Source organism: Spirosoma endbachense, from assembly GCF_010233585.1.
In the GTDB taxonomy this organism is placed as follows: domain Bacteria; phylum Bacteroidota; class Bacteroidia; order Cytophagales; family Spirosomataceae; genus Spirosoma; species Spirosoma endbachense.
In genome coordinates, this window is the sequence record NZ_CP045997.1 from 9,265,900 (window position 1) to 9,285,188 (window position 19,289).

Below are 19,289 nucleotides of genomic sequence, written 5' to 3' on the forward strand. Positions count from 1 at the left end.
CAGATTAATAAATCGACAAAATTCAGCCTGAATTGAGATAAATTTTAGGCTCCAATTATGGAAATTCTCTGCTCCGCCTAAACCTCGTTTTTCATACAACTAACCCTCCCAAACCTCGTTTTAATCTCGCTTAAACCTCGTTTTGATCACGCCTAAACCTCGTTATAGATAGTTAATATTCTCGCCTAAACCTCGTTATTATACCGCCTAAACCTCGTTTTTTTGCGAATAAGTTATTGATATATAGATAGTTATGTGGACTAAAATCAATCAAATAAAATATTGATAAAGAGATAAAGGATCAAAACGAAAAGAATCGTGTAAAAGGGGAAAAAGAGCGTTTGCAAAAACAGAATCACTTATTTACTTTTATAGTAAATAAAGTACTAACATCTAGAACTTGAAATCATGGCTAAAAAACCCGCCAAACGAAACGACGAAGCCCCCCTGGAGGGCTTGCGCACCGTCCTCAAAACCCAGGCCGTTACGCTGTCTCCGGGAATCAACCAGATTAGCAATCCGCCCCCAGCGGACCCCCACTTAGAATACTACTTCATCCCCATGCAATATATGAAGCAGTATCAGGCATACAACCGGCCCGGTAAACCCTTGAAAAACCTAAAACTCGTCAATTACGATAAGCCGGCCATCTCCCTTTCCTTCTTTTACAAGCATAAATACTCCATTGAACGAAGTGTTACTCATGGGGATGTGGTGCAGCACATCAAGAATTACCGGGATGAGTTACTAAACCGATCCCTGATGGAGCAACTCAGCGTAGGCCAACTCAAAGAACTCAGGGAAACCGACGAATTGCTGCGCACCATCCGGGAGCAACCCGATGCCTACCAGGCCTGCTTTTCCAATTACCACCACAAATATTACTATTGGTATTGCACCTACCGCTATTTTGACGATCTGGCCACCTTGAAAACCACCACCTCTAGTGAACATTTACTCAAGCACACCGAGCGAGTTGGCCACGAGGTCCATGAGCGGCTCAACATCATCTTTATTGATCCCGAGTACATCAATGAAGCCGTACCCCATGATCATAAACTGATCGATCGGGAATTGAAAAACTATCCTATTCACCTTCGACAAGGCATCACAACCTTGTATCTTCGAGAGCTTTGAGAAAAAACAAGAAGTACGGTTGAAATTGATAGCTGGGTGTCATAGCCATTGATCGACAACCAACAACGTACACTTTGACAACCGGCTAAAAATAGACTAACCATGCACGAGTTTTTGACCTACTTCCTGAGCCATATGCCCTCCCTTGACAAGTGGGTGGCCTTCCTATTGGTGAACATCGTGGCTTATGTAGCGCCAGAAATACGGTGCTTCGCCAGGAACGACAACTCGAAAAGAAAGCCTATACCGAGCGGCTAGAAGCTGAGCGACTAGTTCACATCCAAAGGCAACAAGAGCAGGAACAACTTCTCAAAGAGCATTGGGTAATGATTCAACGGCAGGCCAACCAACTCGATGAGTTAAATCAACAGCTCCATGGCCTCAGGCAACTACATCTCAATTGATGGAAACGCTGAGGTTATAGTGCCACGGCTCCGCTTTGGGGTTGTCCGACGACTGCCCGATCATTCATTCTACAGGAGGAGATCTATCCATCATTGTACCCAGGCACTAAGGCTTATTAGCCTGTATTTTAGCCGTTCGTAGCCTTTCCTCAGCGACCTCAATCGCTTCCTGATGCCCGTGCCGTTTTAACTTCTCGATGTAGCGTTCATAGCGGGCCAGTACAGTGGCTATGCTGAAGCTTTCCCGTATCATTTGCAAGGCGTGGTATTCGGCCGGAAGAATGAATACCAGCCGGGGAGACAACCCTACAAATGTGTTAAGTACCCTCAAATAGCGAGTTTCAAGAGGGTCTGGGAAACTAAACGCGTGCCGGTTTTCGTACTTTCTTCTTAAAGTACGAAACGGATAATACTTCTCTACACACTGAATCAAACAGGCAGTTTAGCGAACGAGAGTAAATCCTAACCAGTCTTTAGAAAGTTGATATTCACTTAGTAATACTTCTTCCAGTTCTTTGCTTTTCATCATTAAATGACGCATTGCAGATCGTACAACTTGAAGTCGCTTAGCTGTACTGGTCACCAAAGCTGCCCGACTAGAAAGATTTCTAACTTCTTCATAAAATTCCTTGTCATAGCGCAAGTTTTTTGAGGTAGTTGACCACTTCATAATAACTTCATGGCAAAAGGCTTCGATCAAGGGCTGATTCCCGATTACGGTTTTGTCAAAGTTAGCATTCGTTTTAAGATTTATATACCAGGCAACAGCTCATTGGCCTGAGCTTCTAACCGATCAAAAAAGCGAACCGCTATTTGCATCAAAGCGGGCTTAGTAAGAGCTGGTTTAGTGGGAGGTGCGTATCCCTTGACAACTACTCCTTGAGCCTGGAGGTAATACGTGACTAACTCGACAAAACAGCGATTAAACAGTGTATCACTTAGCAGCTCTTCATGAAAGGTTTCCTTGGCTTTTGTTGGTGCGATTCAAGATCCACGTATTTTGTCAAAGTTAATATGGGAGTAATTGCTGAGAAGATAGCTTAAGTAAAACAGATGATTCTTCACCAGTTTAGCCAGCAGCGGGTTTGGCGATAGCGTATCAAACTGCTCGGTTAAATAATACTTATTATCCCCCAGGGGTACTGCCAAAATATTGACCATAAGCGGAGCCTGCTGCTTAATGTCATTAACAGTCCATTGCTGACCAAAGGTGGGCAAAGATGTTAGAAACCATACGTATAAGCATAAGCATAAGCATAAGAATAGGTATTTCATAGTTTATAGGCTTGGAATTACATTGTAGGTACGTCTCAGTTATAGCTGCTTAGTAATGGGTATTATTATAATCTACCATATGTTTACCTGATAGCATAAATATAGGTTTTTGAACTATATACTGATCCGCGTTTAGGGACGATTTTGCTGTTTCACAATAGTTTGGTTTCGTACTTTGGGAAGTAAAGTACGAAAATGGGATGGTGCCTGTAACAGAGAATGGCCGTTTGCCTCAATCTCATAAAAGGCTTCGCAAAGTGAGACGACTTTGTACGCTGCTGGTGCAAACTACGTATTAACGGGGGTGGGGCGCCACTGCGAGGCAGCAGCCGGTTCGCGAACCGGAACTAACCATCCGCGCCGAATTTTTCCGCACAACTATCCAATTAACAGTATTATCATAAATATGAATTATCTGTGAAATTGCAAACTTGTAAATTTATAAAGTTGTTTACTAGTAGAATAGTAAACAACTTTATAAATTTACAAGTTTGCAGAATCGTTGGAGTTTAAAACTCATATCACAGTATTAGTTACAGATTTGCATCAATGTCCAACCTATACTGATTTTCAAGGAATTCCTACCTATCGCCTAAGTCGTTCAAAAAGACCTATTAGGGGCAGTGTTAAAACTAAAACAATCGTTATCAGGATCAACTTACTATTCCGACTTAGACTACGTTCGACGACAACCAGCGAAAGCAGTAACGAAAATCCAACCCCGAATACGAGAATACATAGGGTCACAAGTAACCGGGCAACGGGACCACCCCATCGGCGTTTTTGTAAAAATATAGGTACCATGACGATGTCTGGGTAAGGAGATTTTATTCGACTAACAGCAAATCAAATGTGCCGGTAATGGCGTAATCCTTCGCTGACGAAGTACCGACGCCGGTACCAAACAGGGCGGCCTGAAATGTACCCTGAAGCCGATACAGCTTATTTTGGCCTTCGGCTTTAACGAGCGTCGATTCAGAGATTGTCAAGGTGCCCGATCGGGCCAGGTACAGCTGGGGCCCGGGCAGGTTCAGGATCAGATCCGTCTGCGTGCCGGTATCAATGGCGTTAATAACCAGTAATTGCCCATTGGATTGATACGCTGCTGGCACGGCATAGGATTCCGCAAACGTTCTGGGTTGCTCAACGGTGAAATTGGCCGTGATATCCCCCAGAACGATTTTGCCTGATACACCCGTGTAGGTTTTTGTCGAGGCATCCTGAGCCTCTGGACCCTCGGCCAGCAGGTTTAGGCCACCGCTCATAGCCATGCGGCCGGAGCCAACATAGCCGGTCAAGGTAGCTTGAATTCGGAGGTAACCAGGCAGTTGGGGCATAGGGGGTGAATCTTTGGTACCACAGGACCAGAGACTTACTGCCAAGATTAAGACGAACGTATAATTAGCGTATTCTTTCATATCATCGGCATCAGCCACCCAGTTTCCCACCGTGCGACGGTCGCTACTTTTTAGGTCCGTATAAAATCGTTTCGTTACGCGATTGCGTAAGGTACTCGTACAGTTTCTTCACCTCAGCGTTCATGTTTGCCCGAAGTGGCATACCTATCTGAAAACATTCAGATATACGCGTATGCAGCTCATCGATCATCTTGAGCGACCCTGTACACCCTCTCCCCTATCCAAGCAGTAATTGTATGAAATGGAATAAATGACTTCTATCAAAAAGTCATTTTTATATAACTATTTTTATAGTTTACACTTTTATTTTTCTATTTTTATTTACCGTTTAATCAATTTTTAGTAACTTAGAGTATGTGAAAAGCTTTGGGTCTTTAACAATAAATAGTCAAAGCTGACCTTAAGGCAGTTAGTTCATATTGCCTGATGTGCATCCTGAAAATGGGCCATCTTTTTATCTCAACGTTCTATGAGTTTACTAGAAAAGTTAACCGGTAAAAACCGTGGCCTTAGTGCGTATGGCCAGTATCAAAGCGAATACATTTATCCTATCCTAGAAGGACCCTTAAAGAGCCGTATGACCTTCAAAGGCCGGGAGGTTATTGTCTGGAGTTTTAACGATTACCTAGGGCTGCAATCGGATGATAAGGTCATACAAGCGGAGACCGAGATCGTTAAAAAATATGGTTCTGGCTACCCCGCCGGGTCACGACTCCTGACCGGAAATACAGTTTACCACGAACAGTTAGAGCAGGAAATTAGCCAACTTATCGGCAAGGATGTTTTGCTGCTCAACTTCGGCTACCAGGGTATTATGTCCGTCGTGGATAGCTTAGTGGACCGGCATGAAACCATCATTTATGACCAACAAGTACATGCCAGTTTGATTGATGGGGTCAGGCTTCATCAGGGGCCAAAGTTTTCCTATAAACACAATGACATTCATCAACTAGAAAGGCTCCTATCTAAAGTGCAGTCCGGTAGTGAAGTACTTGTTTTAGTCGATGGCGTGTTCAGTATGCGAGGAGATACGGCCAACGTAGCGGACATTCTCAGGCTAAAAGAGACCTATGAGTTTACCCTGCTGGTAGACGATGCCCACGGGTTTATGAGCTTTGGAGAACGGGGATCAGTGGGGGACTTGATGCCCCAAGTCGATATTTACATCAGCACCTTTGCCAAAGCACTAGCCACTACGGGAGGCTTTGTGGCGGCTCGTAAAGAGTTCATCGACTACTTTAAGTACAATTTACGCTCGCAGACATTCGGTCGAACCCTACCCTTACTAACCGTAGCCAGTGTGCTTTTCAAATTAAAGTTGCTGGCTGAGGAAGGAACCGAACGACGAAACAAGCTCTGGAAAAATACTCGGTTATTACAGGAAGGCTTGAAAACGCTGGGGTACGATATTGGCAATACCTGTAGTCCCATAACCCCTATTTACTTGACCTATTCGGAAGAAACAACTACTGCCTTTCTGGGAGAGCTTCGCTATACCTACCGGGTATTTTGTAGTCCGGTAGTGTACCCTGTTGTGCCAAAAGGGACCCTGATTCTTCGGCTCATTGTAACGGCCTTGCATGAAGAGGAAGATATCATCCAAACCTTGGATGCCTTCGCTAAACTGCAGCAAACGTATGCGCTGAACAGCGAACCGGAATACAGTGAAGACCAGTAAAAGCCGCTACTAATTTTCCCTAATTTAAGGAGCGAGCGGGAACAGTACCACGCTCAGTTTTCATGGGTAGAACTATTATTAAAGAACTGACTTTCAATTGCTTAGCCGGAACTGTAAACTCATGTGAATGTATTGAGTAGCATTTAAAACTCAGTTCATCACTGAGTTTATGATTTAACTATCTGATTATCAATTGTCAAAAACTGATTCTTAACTGAGTTTATGGAAAAAAGTAAGGAGAAAGACAAGCAAATATTGATTTCGGCGGATTTGTTTGCCGAGTTTGAACGGATGGCCGATAGTTACGGCCTGTCAAAAAAAGGGCTGTTAGAGGCCATGATTTTCTACTTCAAAGCGACCCATGCCGACCCCCGAGACCCCAAAGCTGACAATCCAACGAACGCTATAAAAGCACTGGATAGACGATTGGTCTCCTTTATTCGCCAACAGGAAAATGAACTGCTCCGACCCATTAGCGACGATATAAAACTACTCCTTCAACTTGTGAGTCATGACTTACCTAAAACGCTACGGCAGTCGCAGATACGAACGATTGGTGGGGCGTTTAAGCCCGAATTTCAAACGGAACGGTTTCGGGCCGTCTATGAGGAGTTGATGAAAAAGACGAACTAATCGACTAATATTTTCCTAAGATGATAGCCAAGATTACGAACGGAGGTAAAGGAAGCTGTATTGGATTAGTACAATACTTGCAAAAGGAAGGCGAAGGTAATTGGTTTACCCATGACAAGGGGAATATTGACGCTTCACAGGTAACGAGTAGCATTGACGCGAATCGGAAGCACTTAGGGCAACAGGACGATAAATACTATCAAGTCATCCTGAGTCCGAGTCAATCGGAATTAAATCATGTAGGCAATGACCTAGGCAAATTACAAGCCTACACAAGAGGAGCAATGAACGAATATGCTGCTCAGTTTGGAAAGGGGATTGAAAGTAGAGACCTCGTTTGGTTCGCCAAGATCGAGCAAGCGCGGACATTCTCTCATACCGATAAAGCCGTTCAACAACAACAGCGCGTCGAGGGTGAATCCAAGGAAGGCTCCCAAACCCACGTCCATATTATCGTGAGCCGAACGGAGGATTTAAGCCGGTATCAGCAAAAAAAACAGGCTGGCGAGATTGACCGGAAGCATCCGCTGAAACTAAGCCCCGCTACCAACCACCGAGCGGCTAGTCAGGGAGCCGTGCAAGGGGGGTTTGACCGAACCGAATTTAAGCAGGCAGTCGAAGCCCAGTTTGACCGGCAGTTTGGCTATGACCGACCCCTAACCGAATCGTTTCAGTACGCGAACAGGTTGCAGAAAGGCAATCAGGAAGAACGCATCGCGTTACGGCTGGAAGCCCTACGACAACAACCTAATTACCTCCTCTCGCACTCGTCTACCCAACAGAGCAAGCAAGCCGAACAAGAACAGATTCCGCAGCGAAAAAAAGAGGACCTATCCCTGTAATAATCTTTATCTAGTAGCTTCTTCTCAACGATTATTTAGTATCTATATGACTGTATTAATTTATGCCATTGGTATCGGTATACTTGCGGGAAATTTGATCATGATGGCGATGGGTTTTCTTCGGAAATTGGGAATTGATTTTATTCCTGATTTGGCCCTGCGCATGGTTTTCTACACCCGCAAAACCCATTTTAATAACCACGTACTTTGGAATAAACTGTGGTTGCGTTTTGGCGTACTAGCCCTTGTGATGATTTTTTGTGGGATGATGCTTTCCCCTATTTTAAAGTTCTTTTTGGGCAAGGGTTCCACTTTTACAGCCTGGTTTTACATGACCCTCGTGGTAACGGGTATTTATGGATACTGGATACATACTGGTAAGCCTCTGTTTCGCTGGCAAACCGAACCCGAGCCGGTACCCGATGATCAGCCCCGCTTTTCGTTTATGACGGTAGACGGTATCCTTGAGCTTCGTAATATTTTTCGAGGTATTTTTATTTGCGGAGGTCCGGGCACCGGCAAAAGCAAAAGTCTCATTGAACCTATTATTCAGCAATCCGCAGCCGCCAACTTTACAGGTATTTTGTATGATCGAAAATTTCCTACACTGGCTGATGAAGTAGCGGGGGCCTATGGGGTCAGTAGCGTTTCTAATTACTATGTGAATTTTACGGATTTGACGCGCAGCCACCGGATTAATCCCGTTAGTCCCAAAATCATTATCAACGCCAGCTACGCCCGGGAAGCAGCCTTGACCACGTTTAGTAATCTGGATTACAAATCGAGCTTAAAACGGGACATCTGGCTACAGACCGCCGAAGCCTTATTAACCGGCAGTCTTTGGTTTTTGCGAAATAACTACCCTCAGTTCTGTACTCTTCCCCACGCCAGCAGTCTTATTATCGAAACGCCTACCAAGACGCTACTGGAATTACTAGGAAAAGATGAGGAAGTACGGGGGCTAGTGGCTGCCATCACCAGTAGTCAGGATTCAGAAAAGACCCTGGCCAGCATTTTTACAACCGTTCAAAGCTATTTGGCCGTGCTAAACACACCTGAAATCTTTTGGGTAATGAGCGGAGATGATGTCCCCTTTGATTTAAACAATCCTGACAAGCCAAGCTTTTTAGTGGTCGGCAATGATGCTGACCTTCCCACTACGTATTCCCCGTTAATTTCCCTCATCATTGCCACGGCTACCAAGCGAATGAATAAACCGGGCAGGTTGCCTAGTATCATTATTTTGGATGAGGCTCCTACCCTATTCATTCCGAACTTTCACGAGCTACCCGCCACCGCTCGCTCTAGTAAAGTGGCCACGGTGTACGCCGTACAGGATATTTCCCAAATGGAAGGTCAATTAGGGCCTCAGCATGCAGAGATGTTACTAGGTAACCTGTCCAATCAGTTTTATGGCCGCTCAACCAACCCCAAAACGTTGCAACGGGTAACGACTTTATTTGGCAAACAAGATGTGGAGTATCTAAGCTACTCATCGGGTCAGAGTACTGGGGATCGAAGTTCCTCCAGTAGCCAGAATGCCAGCACATCCATTCAGCAGCGGGACCGTCTGCCCATGCAAACAATCCGGGATCTACAAACGGGCCAATTTGCGGGCTTCATTGCGGAAGGGAGCACAAATGAGTTTGTGACTCAGTTTATGGCTCCCCAATCAAAAGCGAAAACCATTGAGCCATTTACGACGGTCAGCGAAGCGGAAAAGCGGGCCAATTTTCGGCAAATAAAGGAAGATGTTCGCCAACTAGTGCTTGAGAACACGAAACCGACTAAGCCTGATTCTTCCACGCCCCCCCCCAAACCGGATAAACCAAAGGGTCCAGAGCCGCCCGACGGTTGGGAACATTTTTCTTAACTAAATTTATAGACACAGCTTTAACTAATGGGTAGGCCTATTAACGCCTACCCATTAGTCATATTAGCTTAACTATTTTCAATGTCTTGTATATGAAACAAAACGTCCCGGATAGGATTCCGTTTGCTCGTGGCATGTATGGCATAAAGTCCGCCCATTATTTTTGTCCCACAGAGCATTACAACTACTAGCCGACTCTGCACTATCTACCTTGTTTTCTTTGACCAGTAAGGTAATACTTACAATATGATCCGCTTCAATAACCCGTTTACGCCCATTTCTGGCCCCGCAGTGCTGACAGGTGAACCGATCACGCAAAAAAACCGCCCTCTTCCAGTTTTCATATTCATCCATCCGGCGAATAAGTCGGACAAGGTTGCTTACTGAAACAAACTTATCCAGCGGTTTAGTACTCATGGAATTTACTCTTGTTCAGCCTCCAATGAATGGGACATTACAGCCTCTCTAATCTTAGGGTCTAACCCTTCAATCAGAATTTCAAGATGACGCGATAGCGTGCGTACCTAATCCGCCAGTAAGCGGCCATGTTGGACGACCATGTAAAGGTTTTTGATCAGAAAATAAATATTGCGAATGGTCTCGATTTGGGAGTAAAGGGCACACGTGGAAACTAGTGGCAAGCTGACTACTTGCTCAAAGGTGTACGTCGTCAAATGAAAGTGGACAAAAAGGGCGGAAATGGGAAGAGACAATTCAGTAATCGCACCGGCGACCCGGTTGTTTCACTCAAACCTCCTTAATTATGTCCAATTCGGCTAAAACCTCCAAAGCCAAGCGCACAGCCTCGCCATCTCCCACCTCTACCGAGCGCAAGCCTGCTTTATCCATTATCAAAGACATTCAGCGACAAACCCGACGGCAATACTCCGCTGAAGAAAAGATTCGCATTGTGCTGGAAGGTCTACAAGGCGAACAGTCAGTAGCCGAGATTTGTCGACGGGAAGGACTCAACACCAACATTTATTATCGGTGGAGTAAAGAGTTCCTCGAAGCGGGCAAAAAGCGATTGGCGGGCGATACAACCCGAGAAGCCACCGCGCCCGAAGTACAATCGATCAAGTCTGAAAATGAAGCCCTTAAACAACTGGTGGCCGAATTGAGCCTGGAGAGTAGGGTATTAAAAAAAAGATGGTCCGCCATCGCGGCTCAAAGCCGACGACTAATCGCTACCATCACATGACTCAGTCTGAGAAAATGGAAATCATCACACTGGTCGAGCACTCGGCTTTAAGTGTCAAGACCACCCTTCGTGAGTTAGGTATCAATCGATCGACCTTTTATCAATGGTACAAACGGTACTTGCAGGATGGCTATGATGGCTTGGCCAATCCGGCTTATCGTCGAACCAGCGCTGGAACCAACTGCCACCCGCTGAAAAGGGCCGCATTGTGGAATTAGCCTTAGAGCACCCCGATCTGTCTTGCCGGGAGTTGGCCTGCTATGTCGTTGATAATGAAGGGTGGTTTGTCTCGGAGTCTACGGTTTATCGTATCCTGAAGAGTCGGGGCTTAATCACAACCCCAGCTTACCGACTTATGGAAGCGGCTGATCAGTTCTATAATCCCACGACAGTCCCTAACCAACTCTGGCAAACAGACTTTACGTACTTTAAGATCAAGAACTGGGGTTGGTATTACCTCTCGACGGTGCTGGATGACTACTCGCGCTATATCTTGGCGTGGGAACTGTGTCCTGGTATGCAAGCCACGGACGTGGAGAAAACCGTGCAAGCGGCTCTAAAAGCCAGTAGCTTAACGGCTGATCAGCGGCCCTGTATGTTGTCGGACAACGGCTCAGCGTATGTGTCTCGGTATTTAAAAGAGTATCTGAAAGGGGAAAGCATTGAGCATATTCGCAGTGCGCCGTTTCATCCCATGACACAGGGGAAAATCGAGCGGTATCACCGGTCCATGAAAAACATGCTGTTGCTGGAGCATTATTATAGTCCCGATGAATTGCGGGAGCGTCTAAGCGAGTGGGTAGATTACTATAATCACCAACGGTATCATGAATCACTTGAGAATGTACGTCCCGCCGATGCTTACTGGGGTCGTCAAGAGCAAATTATGGCAGAGCGTAAAAGAATCAAGCGGCTAACGATGGCTCAACGACGGAAAAGCGGCCCACCGCTGTGGTCATATTTTTCAGAAACTACAGCGTGTTTAAAACCGTCTCTTCTCTTTTCACCCACATCTGTCCACTTTCGGTAGACGATATACACAAAGTACTTAAAAGTATCTCTTCTGTTTTCACCGCCGCGGCGGACCGCCCGCATCTGTCCACTTTCGGTTGACGATATACACCTAATGCATCCCATTTCATATAGATAACTATCTTAACCAACATCAACTATAACCTATAACACGTAGCCACTACGCAGTTATATTATTGCCGCACGAGTAAGTATGTAATGATAACACACCCATAACCGACTGTCTATCAGCAATTTGATTAGACAAAATATTGCGGACTTATTCACGTGTCTATAATCTGAACTCTCACAGTAAAATCGTTACTTTTCATTAATAATAACAGAATTCTTTTCGGATAACATCTACATAAGTTCTTTAGTGTGTTACTTTTTATTACTTTCTAAATGTTTCTTTTAAGACGCAACTAAATCATTGAAATTCAAATAGTTATTGACATAAAGATAACCTATATCACGTCTAAATATAACTTATATCTCGTAGTACTATAACCTGATTCTCGTTTAAATATAACCTAATTCACATAGATTTATAACCTATATCTCGCCTTCACTAAAGCGCCAATTGGGTTAATATTCATGAGTTTGAATACCCCATGAATCAAAAAAGCTAGTTTCTGCCATTAGTTTTTCCTGCACCTACATAAACTAGGTGTAATAATTCACTTAGTCTTACTGTGCTCACATCTCAACTATAACCAGTAACACGTAATCATAACCTAAAACACGTATGTCTAAAAAAATTAGGTTAAATCAGCTTTCAAAAGTCAACTCAAAATTTTTGTAGTCCAATCATATTAGCGTAAGTTGATATAAATTTTAAGTAAATTTAGTGGTATGGCGAAGGAGACTACATTACGAAGACGCTCGGATATAGGTGAACGAACAATCGCCCGAATGAAAGCGGGTAAGAACGGTATCGTAGAGGCTACGTACCGTATGGACGTAGTGGAATTCCGCGTGTTTTTCACAATGCTTACTATGATTAGTCCAGATGATTTAACCTTCTGTGAATATGAACTACGCGTTGCAGATATTATCCGATTATTCAGTTTAAGTCGAGACGGGCGCAGTTACGAAAGCATAAAAGATGCAGCGGAACGGCTTGTAAACAAAACAATGGTACTTTATCATACAAAGGAAGATGGTAACCGGTATCGTACAGTTATTCCCTTTCTAACTAGTGCTAGTTCACAAATCGGCAATACTAAGTCTGAATCAATTCGTGTTACTTTTCATCCTGAATTAAAACCGTATTTGCTTCAACTTCGCTCGGAATACCTTGAATTTGACGTACGTAATCTTTCAGGAGTGCATAGTCAGTTTTCTATTCGCTTGTACATGATGCTACGCCATCAGATGAACTTAAAAAAGACCTCTATTCGCTATACTGTGGAGCGGCTTCGAGATGTCCTTGAAATTGGTGAAAAAGAATATCCGCTTTACGGAAATTTCAAGCAAAAAGTATTACTTAGAGCTTGTAATGATCTAAATACATTTACGAATATTCGTGTTCATGAAATGAAAGAAGAGCGTAGTAACCGTAAAGTTGCTGCCGTTATCTTTCATATGTCTATCCAAGCCTCACCCTTACTTCCAGCAGCCAAACCCACTATCTCAGTCAGTAAGAGTAGAGAGGCCAATAAGATTACTAAAGAAGAGCAAGAAGTTATAATTGGAGCTAATGATTCTGGAATTGAGCATATTGCTGATCAATTGTATGCTTCTGTTGCCCAGTTTGTTAAACGTGAAGTTGTAGTGAACTGGCTTCAAAAAACCTCGGAAGATCAAGTACGTACCGCTATAAGCTACACTTTGAAACAAATAAGACAAGGGACAGTAATTAAAAATGTAGCGGGTTATATACAGAAAATGATCAATACGCCATTACCAGCCTCTGACAATATTAATGATACACAAATAGATCAGGCAAGGCAGCAGGCTAAACAACAGATGCAAGCTCGCCAGCAGCAGCAGGCAATAGAAGATGCCAAATTGCAGGCTCTAACCGAAATGAAACACCAAGTAGCTTGCCAACTACTGATTGACCATCCCGAGTGGCACGAATCGGTTCGCCAACATATGCAATCAGGCATGTTTGGAAGATTTTATAACAATACGCTATCCCTTTTCGAGAATGCTCAAAATCCAGTCATGTACGGCCCATTTTTTCAAGCCATCGAACGCCTTCAGCCATTAGTATTTAAGGATTTAGAATAATAGTTTCTATACGCCCCCAAAATGGCCTCCCTCCTATTCCGGCTGTTTTGATGTTGGCACTAAGGGTTATCAGTCTTTGCAAATCCGATGTAAATTCTGAGATTATTTTAGATAATAGTCTATTTTGCAATCATTTAAATAATTGGACGTACATAGAAAGAAAAGTTTCACATTTTGCTTTGGATAAAAAAAGTTCTTTATACTTTTACAAAAGATAAAATTTTATCCTTAAGCCCATGATTAACCAGGAAAAACTAGTTCGGTTCCTGCGTTCTAAACCCGCCTTAAATCTGTCTCAGATTGAAAAGGAAGCGGGTATTCCATCCAAGACGCTACACAAAGCCCTATCCGATCAAAAAGACATCCCGGCGAAACACTTGCCTGCTTTAGACGAAGCGGTACGAAAGTATGGCTATTCAGAAGCCCTTTTTGATAAAGCCAAAGTGATTTCGATTGTGAATCACAAAGGCGGAGTGGGTAAAACGACAACGACTATCAACGTGGGTAAAGCCTTAAGTTTACTTGGAAATCGGGTGTTACTCGTTGATATGGATTCACAGGGGAATTTATCCCAGTGCTTTGGTATCCATAGCCCGGATGAACAAGTAATTGATGCCTTACTAACAGGGACAGACCTACCTATGGTTGAAATTTCCCCTAGTTTATTTCTTTCCCCTTCCGACATACGAATGGCGTATCGGGAATCCGAATTAGCTAATTCTATTGGAGCAGACCGGCGATTAGCTTTAAAACTGGAAGATGAACGGGACAAGTTTGATTATATTCTCATTGATTGCCCGCCTAGCTTGGGAATTTGTACAACCTGCTCGCTCGTAGCATCGAATTATTGCGTAGTGCCGATTCAACCCGAGGCCAGTGCCTACCACGGCGTAGAAAGCCTGTTTAATCGAATAGCTGAGGTTCGCAAATACATTAATCCTACTTTGTCAGTGAAAGGAATTGTGTTTACGATGGTGCATAAGAATCAGAGTATTCATAAAAGCATGATGACTCATATTCGGGATACCTACCGAAATTTTCCCATTTACGAAGCGATCATTGAGGTATCCACGGTCATTAAGCAATCCCAGGTTGCCAAGGAAGATTTATATACGTACTCAAACAAGTCGGTCTCCTGGCAACAGTACCACCATCTTGCCACTGAAATAATGACAATCTGATATGAAAAAGGACTTCATGAGTTCGATGCGCGAGAAGACCTCTACCCTACCGACATCCCTTTTATCGACCGAGGAAAATATAAAGAGCCAGATTCAGGTCCTTGACCAGCTTCGCGATTTAATTCCGCCCCTCGCTGAGGAGGAATATAGTCAACTTCAGCAAAATATACTCAAACACGGGGTAAAAGATCCGTTGACCGTTTGGGAAACGACATCCACAGTAGTAAACTTTGATGAGGAAAATCGGCCGGTTTACATCCTTATTGACGGGCACAATCGGTACCGAATCAGTCAGGAGCATAAATTGGATTACCGGATTAACCTGCTTCGATTTACCAGCTTAGACGAGGCCAAGGATTACATGATCGATTTTCAGTTAGGAAGACGCAATCTTTCAACTGAGCAAATCGCTTACCTAAGGGGTTTACGGTATCTACAACAAAAGACTGTTCGGGGTGGAAATAAAGTATCAACTACTCCTATAGTTGATGTTTCTATTGCGCTTGGGGAAGAGTATGGTGTTAGTAGTCGTACCATTAAGCGGGATGGGGATTTTGCCGCAGGTTTAAACAAGCTAAACCCTGAGCAAAAACAGGAGATTCTATCGGGAAAGAAAAAGATCGCTCGATCAGCTATTGAAGCGATAGCCAAATCTAATTCAGTTGAATCCAATGCAATAGTAGACGATGCGAACTTATCAGTTAAAACAAGTCAAAAAACAGTAGGGGAGGACCGCATAAAAAAACTTGAAACTGCGATTCGAGAATTAGCTGCTGGAACACTTTCTCGTAAATCTTGCGAACGTATCCTACAGAAAACCAATGAATTACTTGCCATTTTACAAGCAAAGTGACAAGCTGTCACTTTGCTTGTAAAATCAGATAATATAACTAATTTTATAGTTGACACACATTGAAAGAAAAAGCAAAATAGCCCAAAGTGACAGCTTGTCACTTTGGGCTATTTTGCATAAGGATCAATTCAAAAACGAATAGGGGAGTAAGATGTTGTGAAGCCTTCACGCAAACTCAAAATGATCAATTCCCTAGACCAGAAGTTGTTAGAATTTCCTGTTGTAGATCCTGGTTGAAGTCTTTTGAAGTCGATTTGTTAATACAAATTCGTTTGTTAAGCCCACTTAGCTCTAATAAGCTTTTGGTGAAATAGGAGAGAGGTAAATTAGCTTCGGGAAGACTGAGCACTAGTTGATCTGTGGTTTGGTCAATAGAAATTAACAAATCAGTTAACTCGGTTGCATTGGCGTTAAGTGATATGGACGATTGGCCCAAAATCATTTCATTATAGGCTTTAATACGATTAAGTAAATCTTCTCGGAAGGCTCTATAGGTTTCATGAGTAGGTAATGCCAAGCCAATCTTATATTTTCCCACAGATACAGAACGAATCGGGAATTTAGTGGCCAATAATTGTTGAATGAATTGCAGATCATACGCAAAGCCTTTTACATCATTATCAAACGCTAGGTTAATTTTCCAGGTGTATACTTTAGCGCTTGTGTCGATATACTTGGTTATGGTGTTGACCTGCTCGGATGTAAGATGGCCACCTGTTGAAAAATACACCGAGTTAAATTTAGTATCTCCGCGTAGATTCCGTAACTGCTTATGTGAAAGAGCATCAATGGCGCTTTCCAGAATAAAAAATTGCTCCGCTTTCGGGGGCAGATTCGATACAAAGACGCTAGATGTCTTATCGCTACCCGGTGCGTGCAGTTTCACATTATCATTACGAATCTCTAAACCAGTCACTTCCGTTGATACGCCATCGTAATACGGAAAGGCAACATTTGAAAACAGAATGTACTTGTGCTGAGGATTGTCTTTTATGGTCGTAAAGTCTACTATTTGATGTTTTTGTGGATCAAAATACGTGATTTGGGTAGCGATTTTATCAATAAACTCAGGGCTATTAATAGTTTTTAAACTGATATGACGAGTTTTTAAATAGTTGTCTTTTTCCAGTGGCCTAAGTTCAAATAAGTCTAAGGAAAAGACTGACTTAGGCTTCCTCTCAACTAGCTGGTCGGTCGCTTGTCTGTTTAGATTAACTTGACTTGGGTCAACGCGTAAATAATCGTAAAGAACACTTACAATATTTCTAAATTCATCCTCACCGGATTTGTTAAAGCTAGAAAAGACAGTTGATAATCTATTGCGAATGAAATTAATAATCGTCCCAGAATCGGCGAAGTTGCCAAGACGCTGATAGACCTGTTGACTGGCATCCTGTGCATTCTTGATGAGGATTACATCGTTGTAGACAACATGTTCCAGAACAGGACGTGTCTTGCCTTTATGCAGCTTCGGTAAGTAGCCATAGTGAATGGCCAGTTCGACGATAGACACGTTTGACCGCAGTTCCTGAACGGGAATCAGATTCGGGAATCGTTTCTTTAGCTCGTCAAATTTTGTCATTTCTAAGAATTACTTTCCAAAGTAATATTACAGTAAATCAGGTAGAAAAGCCCCTTCCTTGCAAATGAATGCTTCAAACCTTTGTTGATCAAGTATCTTTCCGCATTCATATTTATTAATGAATCCGTATGAATACTAGCCTTACCCTGCCTCAATTGGTTGAGCAGTTTAGTAAAGTAACAGCTACTAAAGCCAACGACGTATCAGGGATTCTACAGACTTATCATTCAATTGGTATTGAAGGGGGAACATTAACACTACTCGAAATTCAGAATTTACTTCAAAAAGGAATCAGACTTACCGACAAGTCACTAGCTGATCAGTTGGGGATTGTCGATCATCATAATGCCCTTCAGCAAGTATTAACTATAGCGAATGAGCACATTCCTTTAAACCGCACCATTATTCAGGGTGTAGCCTCCACGCTGATGTGCCATACGGGCGGTCCTATTTACTCTTTATTGAGTCAGTATGACACCAGCCAAGGAGAACTTCGGATTGATGATAAAACGGTGGGAAGGCGGATACTAGTTGATTTTCATAAACTGCCTAGGGCATTGGATAATCTATTGAAGGAAGTTAATACAACCATTACACAGTTGAGAACACCCCGACAGATATACGATCTATCATTTACAGCTCACTTTCAACTCTTAACGCTTCATCCCTTTGGGGCGGGCAACGGTATGGTGGCTCGGTTACTTATGAATTACATTCAGCAGTTTCATCAACTACCACTAAGTTTAGTTCATGTTGATAGCCGAATCCCTTATCTAAATTCGTTAGATGCCAGTTGGCGACAGAAATCACCAACTCCCATTGTGAGTTTTATGCATAGCCAACTAGTGAGACTTATACAGGAATGTATTGAACAGCATTAGGTTATGCCATTTGGAACCGCTGAAGAACAAATCATTCACGCTGCTAAAAACTATAGAACCGTCCTACACAAAGGCAACCATCCGGTCAGTCAAGTTACGGATGATTTAATTTTAAGCCAACCCGCAACGATCTACTTAAAAAAAGCTTGGGCACCGGCAACTTACCGCTGAAGATTCGAAGTATGTCATCAATGTGCTTATGAAATGCAGATTACGTACGTGGTTTACCTGATTGATAGCATTGGCGACGAGTTCTTTATTACCCAGGAAGATGAACAAATTCGGGTTAATGTCCTTACTGATCAGAAGCCACTAGTCGTTAAAAACCTGTTTCAAATAAGTGCGTAACTGGGCATACTTCGACAGAAATACGCGTCCAATTGTCGGCTCTTTGCCCTCGAATATAGTGAATTCCAGGAGCGGAAAGACCAATTAAGCCAGTATCTAAAAGGATTGGAAAGGGGTAAAAATAACAGGATTTACTGTTGATTCACCAGTTCAAGGAAAAGAAAAAGGGCCGGTTAAGGTCCTTTTTTGCTTGAAATCAATGGGACGTTTAACTGAACGGTGATTGGGTAGGAGGGAAACAAGAGAACGAGCAAGCAACGCTAAGTTGGCAAGCGCCAAAGCCGTCGGTCAACAGGCTGAATTTCTTGGCCCACAATTTGAATCTTTTCAAATAAACGGTGTGCCGGGTGCAAAAGCACATTATAAGATAGGGGTACTAACACAGAGGGTACAGCAACCCCTAACTGGTCGGGTACTGCTAACCAGTCTTTCAACCAAGTTTGGGTTCGCTCGTAGGTTTCGTCTTGCCAATAATCAGGTAATTCATCCCGCTTATAATAACGGATGTCATCGGGCACTTCTAAAGAAAACACCCAATAAGTAGGTAAGTCCTCATAGCGAACTGCTGGCGCGTGGGCTAACGTTTCGACTAAGCCCAACTCAGGTGTTGATGTAGCGTACAACACACCGACACCTTTGGGATTCCAGCGGCCACCGAATAACCGACTCCCCACCGCCGATAGGGGTTCCTGCCGATATTTGTCCCGGATGATGCGATAAAGAAGGCTCATAAG

The 19,289-nt window shown here is 43.3% G+C and carries 17 protein-coding genes and 1 pseudogene; 12 read left to right on the plus strand and 6 right to left on the minus strand.

Translation table 11 applies throughout. From position 1 onward, the window contains the following. The first annotated feature begins 408 nt into the window (after nucleotides 1-408). Entirely contained in the window at nucleotides 409-1,137 is a 729-nt protein-coding gene (locus GJR95_RS37285; RefSeq protein WP_162390703.1) for an NUDIX hydrolase, read from the plus strand. 152 nt (nucleotides 1,138-1,289) lie between these two features. Beyond that, on the plus strand, nucleotides 1,290-1,541 hold the full coding sequence (locus GJR95_RS37290; protein WP_232540982.1) for a hypothetical protein: 252 nt from the start codon (nucleotides 1,290-1,292) through the stop codon (nucleotides 1,539-1,541). 106 nt (nucleotides 1,542-1,647) lie between these two features. Here the strand turns inward: GJR95_RS37290 and GJR95_RS37295 are convergent, their stop codons facing one another. The 3 genes from GJR95_RS37295 to GJR95_RS37305 form a co-directional block, all read right to left on the minus strand. After that, a complete protein-coding gene (locus GJR95_RS37295; protein WP_198424776.1) occupies nucleotides 1,648-1,794 on the minus strand; it encodes a hypothetical protein in 147 nt (48 codons plus the stop codon). A gap of 189 nt (nucleotides 1,795-1,983) precedes the next feature. Beyond that, nucleotides 1,984-2,241: a hypothetical protein gene (locus GJR95_RS37300; protein ID WP_232540983.1), complete on the minus strand. Its 258-nt coding sequence runs from the start codon at nucleotides 2,239-2,241 to the stop codon at nucleotides 1,984-1,986. Between the two features lie 1,402 nt (nucleotides 2,242-3,643). Beyond that, the gene (locus GJR95_RS37305) at nucleotides 3,644-4,153 is read right to left on the minus strand and encodes a hypothetical protein (protein ID WP_162390705.1); all 510 of its coding nucleotides are present in this window, start codon (nucleotides 4,151-4,153) and stop codon (nucleotides 3,644-3,646) included. 550 nt (nucleotides 4,154-4,703) lie between these two features. On the opposite strand from GJR95_RS37305, the gene GJR95_RS37310 reads away from it, so the two are divergent. From GJR95_RS37310 to GJR95_RS37325, 4 genes are all read left to right on the plus strand, one after another. Beyond that, entirely contained in the window at nucleotides 4,704-5,912 is a 1,209-nt protein-coding gene (locus GJR95_RS37310) for an aminotransferase class I/II-fold pyridoxal phosphate-dependent enzyme (RefSeq protein ID WP_162390706.1), read from the plus strand. 222 nt (nucleotides 5,913-6,134) lie between these two features. After that, nucleotides 6,135-6,545: a BfmA/BtgA family mobilization protein gene (locus GJR95_RS37315; protein ID WP_162390707.1), complete on the plus strand. Its 411-nt coding sequence runs from the start codon at nucleotides 6,135-6,137 to the stop codon at nucleotides 6,543-6,545. Between the two features lie 20 nt (nucleotides 6,546-6,565). Continuing rightward, nucleotides 6,566-7,387, plus strand: coding sequence for a DUF5712 family protein (locus GJR95_RS37320; RefSeq protein ID WP_162390708.1), 822 nt, complete (start codon nucleotides 6,566-6,568; stop codon nucleotides 7,385-7,387). A 46-nt stretch (nucleotides 7,388-7,433) separates the two neighbouring features. After that, entirely contained in the window at nucleotides 7,434-9,260 is a 1,827-nt protein-coding gene (locus GJR95_RS37325) for a type IV secretory system conjugative DNA transfer family protein (RefSeq protein WP_162390709.1), read from the plus strand. 78 nt (nucleotides 9,261-9,338) lie between these two features. Here GJR95_RS37325 and GJR95_RS37330 read toward each other — a convergent pair whose 3' ends face one another. Further along, nucleotides 9,339-9,677, minus strand: coding sequence for an HNH endonuclease (locus GJR95_RS37330; protein WP_162390710.1), 339 nt, complete (start codon nucleotides 9,675-9,677; stop codon nucleotides 9,339-9,341). 346 nt (nucleotides 9,678-10,023) lie between these two features. Here GJR95_RS37330 and GJR95_RS37335 point away from each other — a divergent pair. From GJR95_RS37335 to GJR95_RS37350, 4 genes and pseudogenes are all read left to right on the plus strand, one after another. Continuing rightward, nucleotides 10,024-11,395: pseudogene (locus tag GJR95_RS37335) on the plus strand (IS3 family transposase); the annotation flags it as partial. Between the two features lie 992 nt (nucleotides 11,396-12,387). Further along, complete coding sequence (locus tag GJR95_RS37340; RefSeq protein ID WP_162390711.1) at nucleotides 12,388-13,710, plus strand: replication initiation protein; 1,323 nt, start codon at nucleotides 12,388-12,390, stop codon at nucleotides 13,708-13,710. Nucleotides 13,711-13,946: 236 nt separating this feature from the next. After that, nucleotides 13,947-14,891: an AAA family ATPase gene (locus tag GJR95_RS37345; RefSeq protein WP_162390712.1), complete on the plus strand. Its 945-nt coding sequence runs from the start codon at nucleotides 13,947-13,949 to the stop codon at nucleotides 14,889-14,891. 1 nt (nucleotide 14,892) lies between these two features. Further along, a complete protein-coding gene (locus tag GJR95_RS37350) occupies nucleotides 14,893-15,744 on the plus strand; it encodes a ParB N-terminal domain-containing protein (RefSeq protein WP_162390713.1) in 852 nt (283 codons plus the stop codon). Between the two features lie 184 nt (nucleotides 15,745-15,928). Here the strand turns inward: GJR95_RS37350 and GJR95_RS37355 are convergent, their stop codons facing one another. Then, nucleotides 15,929-17,326 (minus strand): toprim domain-containing protein, encoded by a 1,398-nt coding sequence (locus tag GJR95_RS37355; protein WP_162390714.1) that lies wholly within the window; start codon nucleotides 17,324-17,326, stop codon nucleotides 15,929-15,931. Between the two features lie 128 nt (nucleotides 17,327-17,454). Here GJR95_RS37355 and GJR95_RS37360 point away from each other — a divergent pair, with 128 nt between their 5' ends. Then, on the plus strand, nucleotides 17,455-18,207 hold the full coding sequence (locus tag GJR95_RS37360) for a Fic family protein (protein WP_162390715.1): 753 nt from the start codon (nucleotides 17,455-17,457) through the stop codon (nucleotides 18,205-18,207). A 204-nt stretch (nucleotides 18,208-18,411) separates the two neighbouring features. After that, nucleotides 18,412-18,555: a hypothetical protein gene (locus tag GJR95_RS37365; RefSeq protein WP_162390716.1), complete on the plus strand. Its 144-nt coding sequence runs from the start codon at nucleotides 18,412-18,414 to the stop codon at nucleotides 18,553-18,555. A gap of 260 nt (nucleotides 18,556-18,815) precedes the next feature. Here the strand turns inward: GJR95_RS37365 and GJR95_RS37370 are convergent, their stop codons facing one another. Next, nucleotides 18,816-19,286 (minus strand): RES family NAD+ phosphorylase, encoded by a 471-nt coding sequence (locus GJR95_RS37370; RefSeq protein ID WP_162390717.1) that lies wholly within the window; start codon nucleotides 19,284-19,286, stop codon nucleotides 18,816-18,818. Between the last annotated feature and the right edge of the window lie 3 nt (nucleotides 19,287-19,289).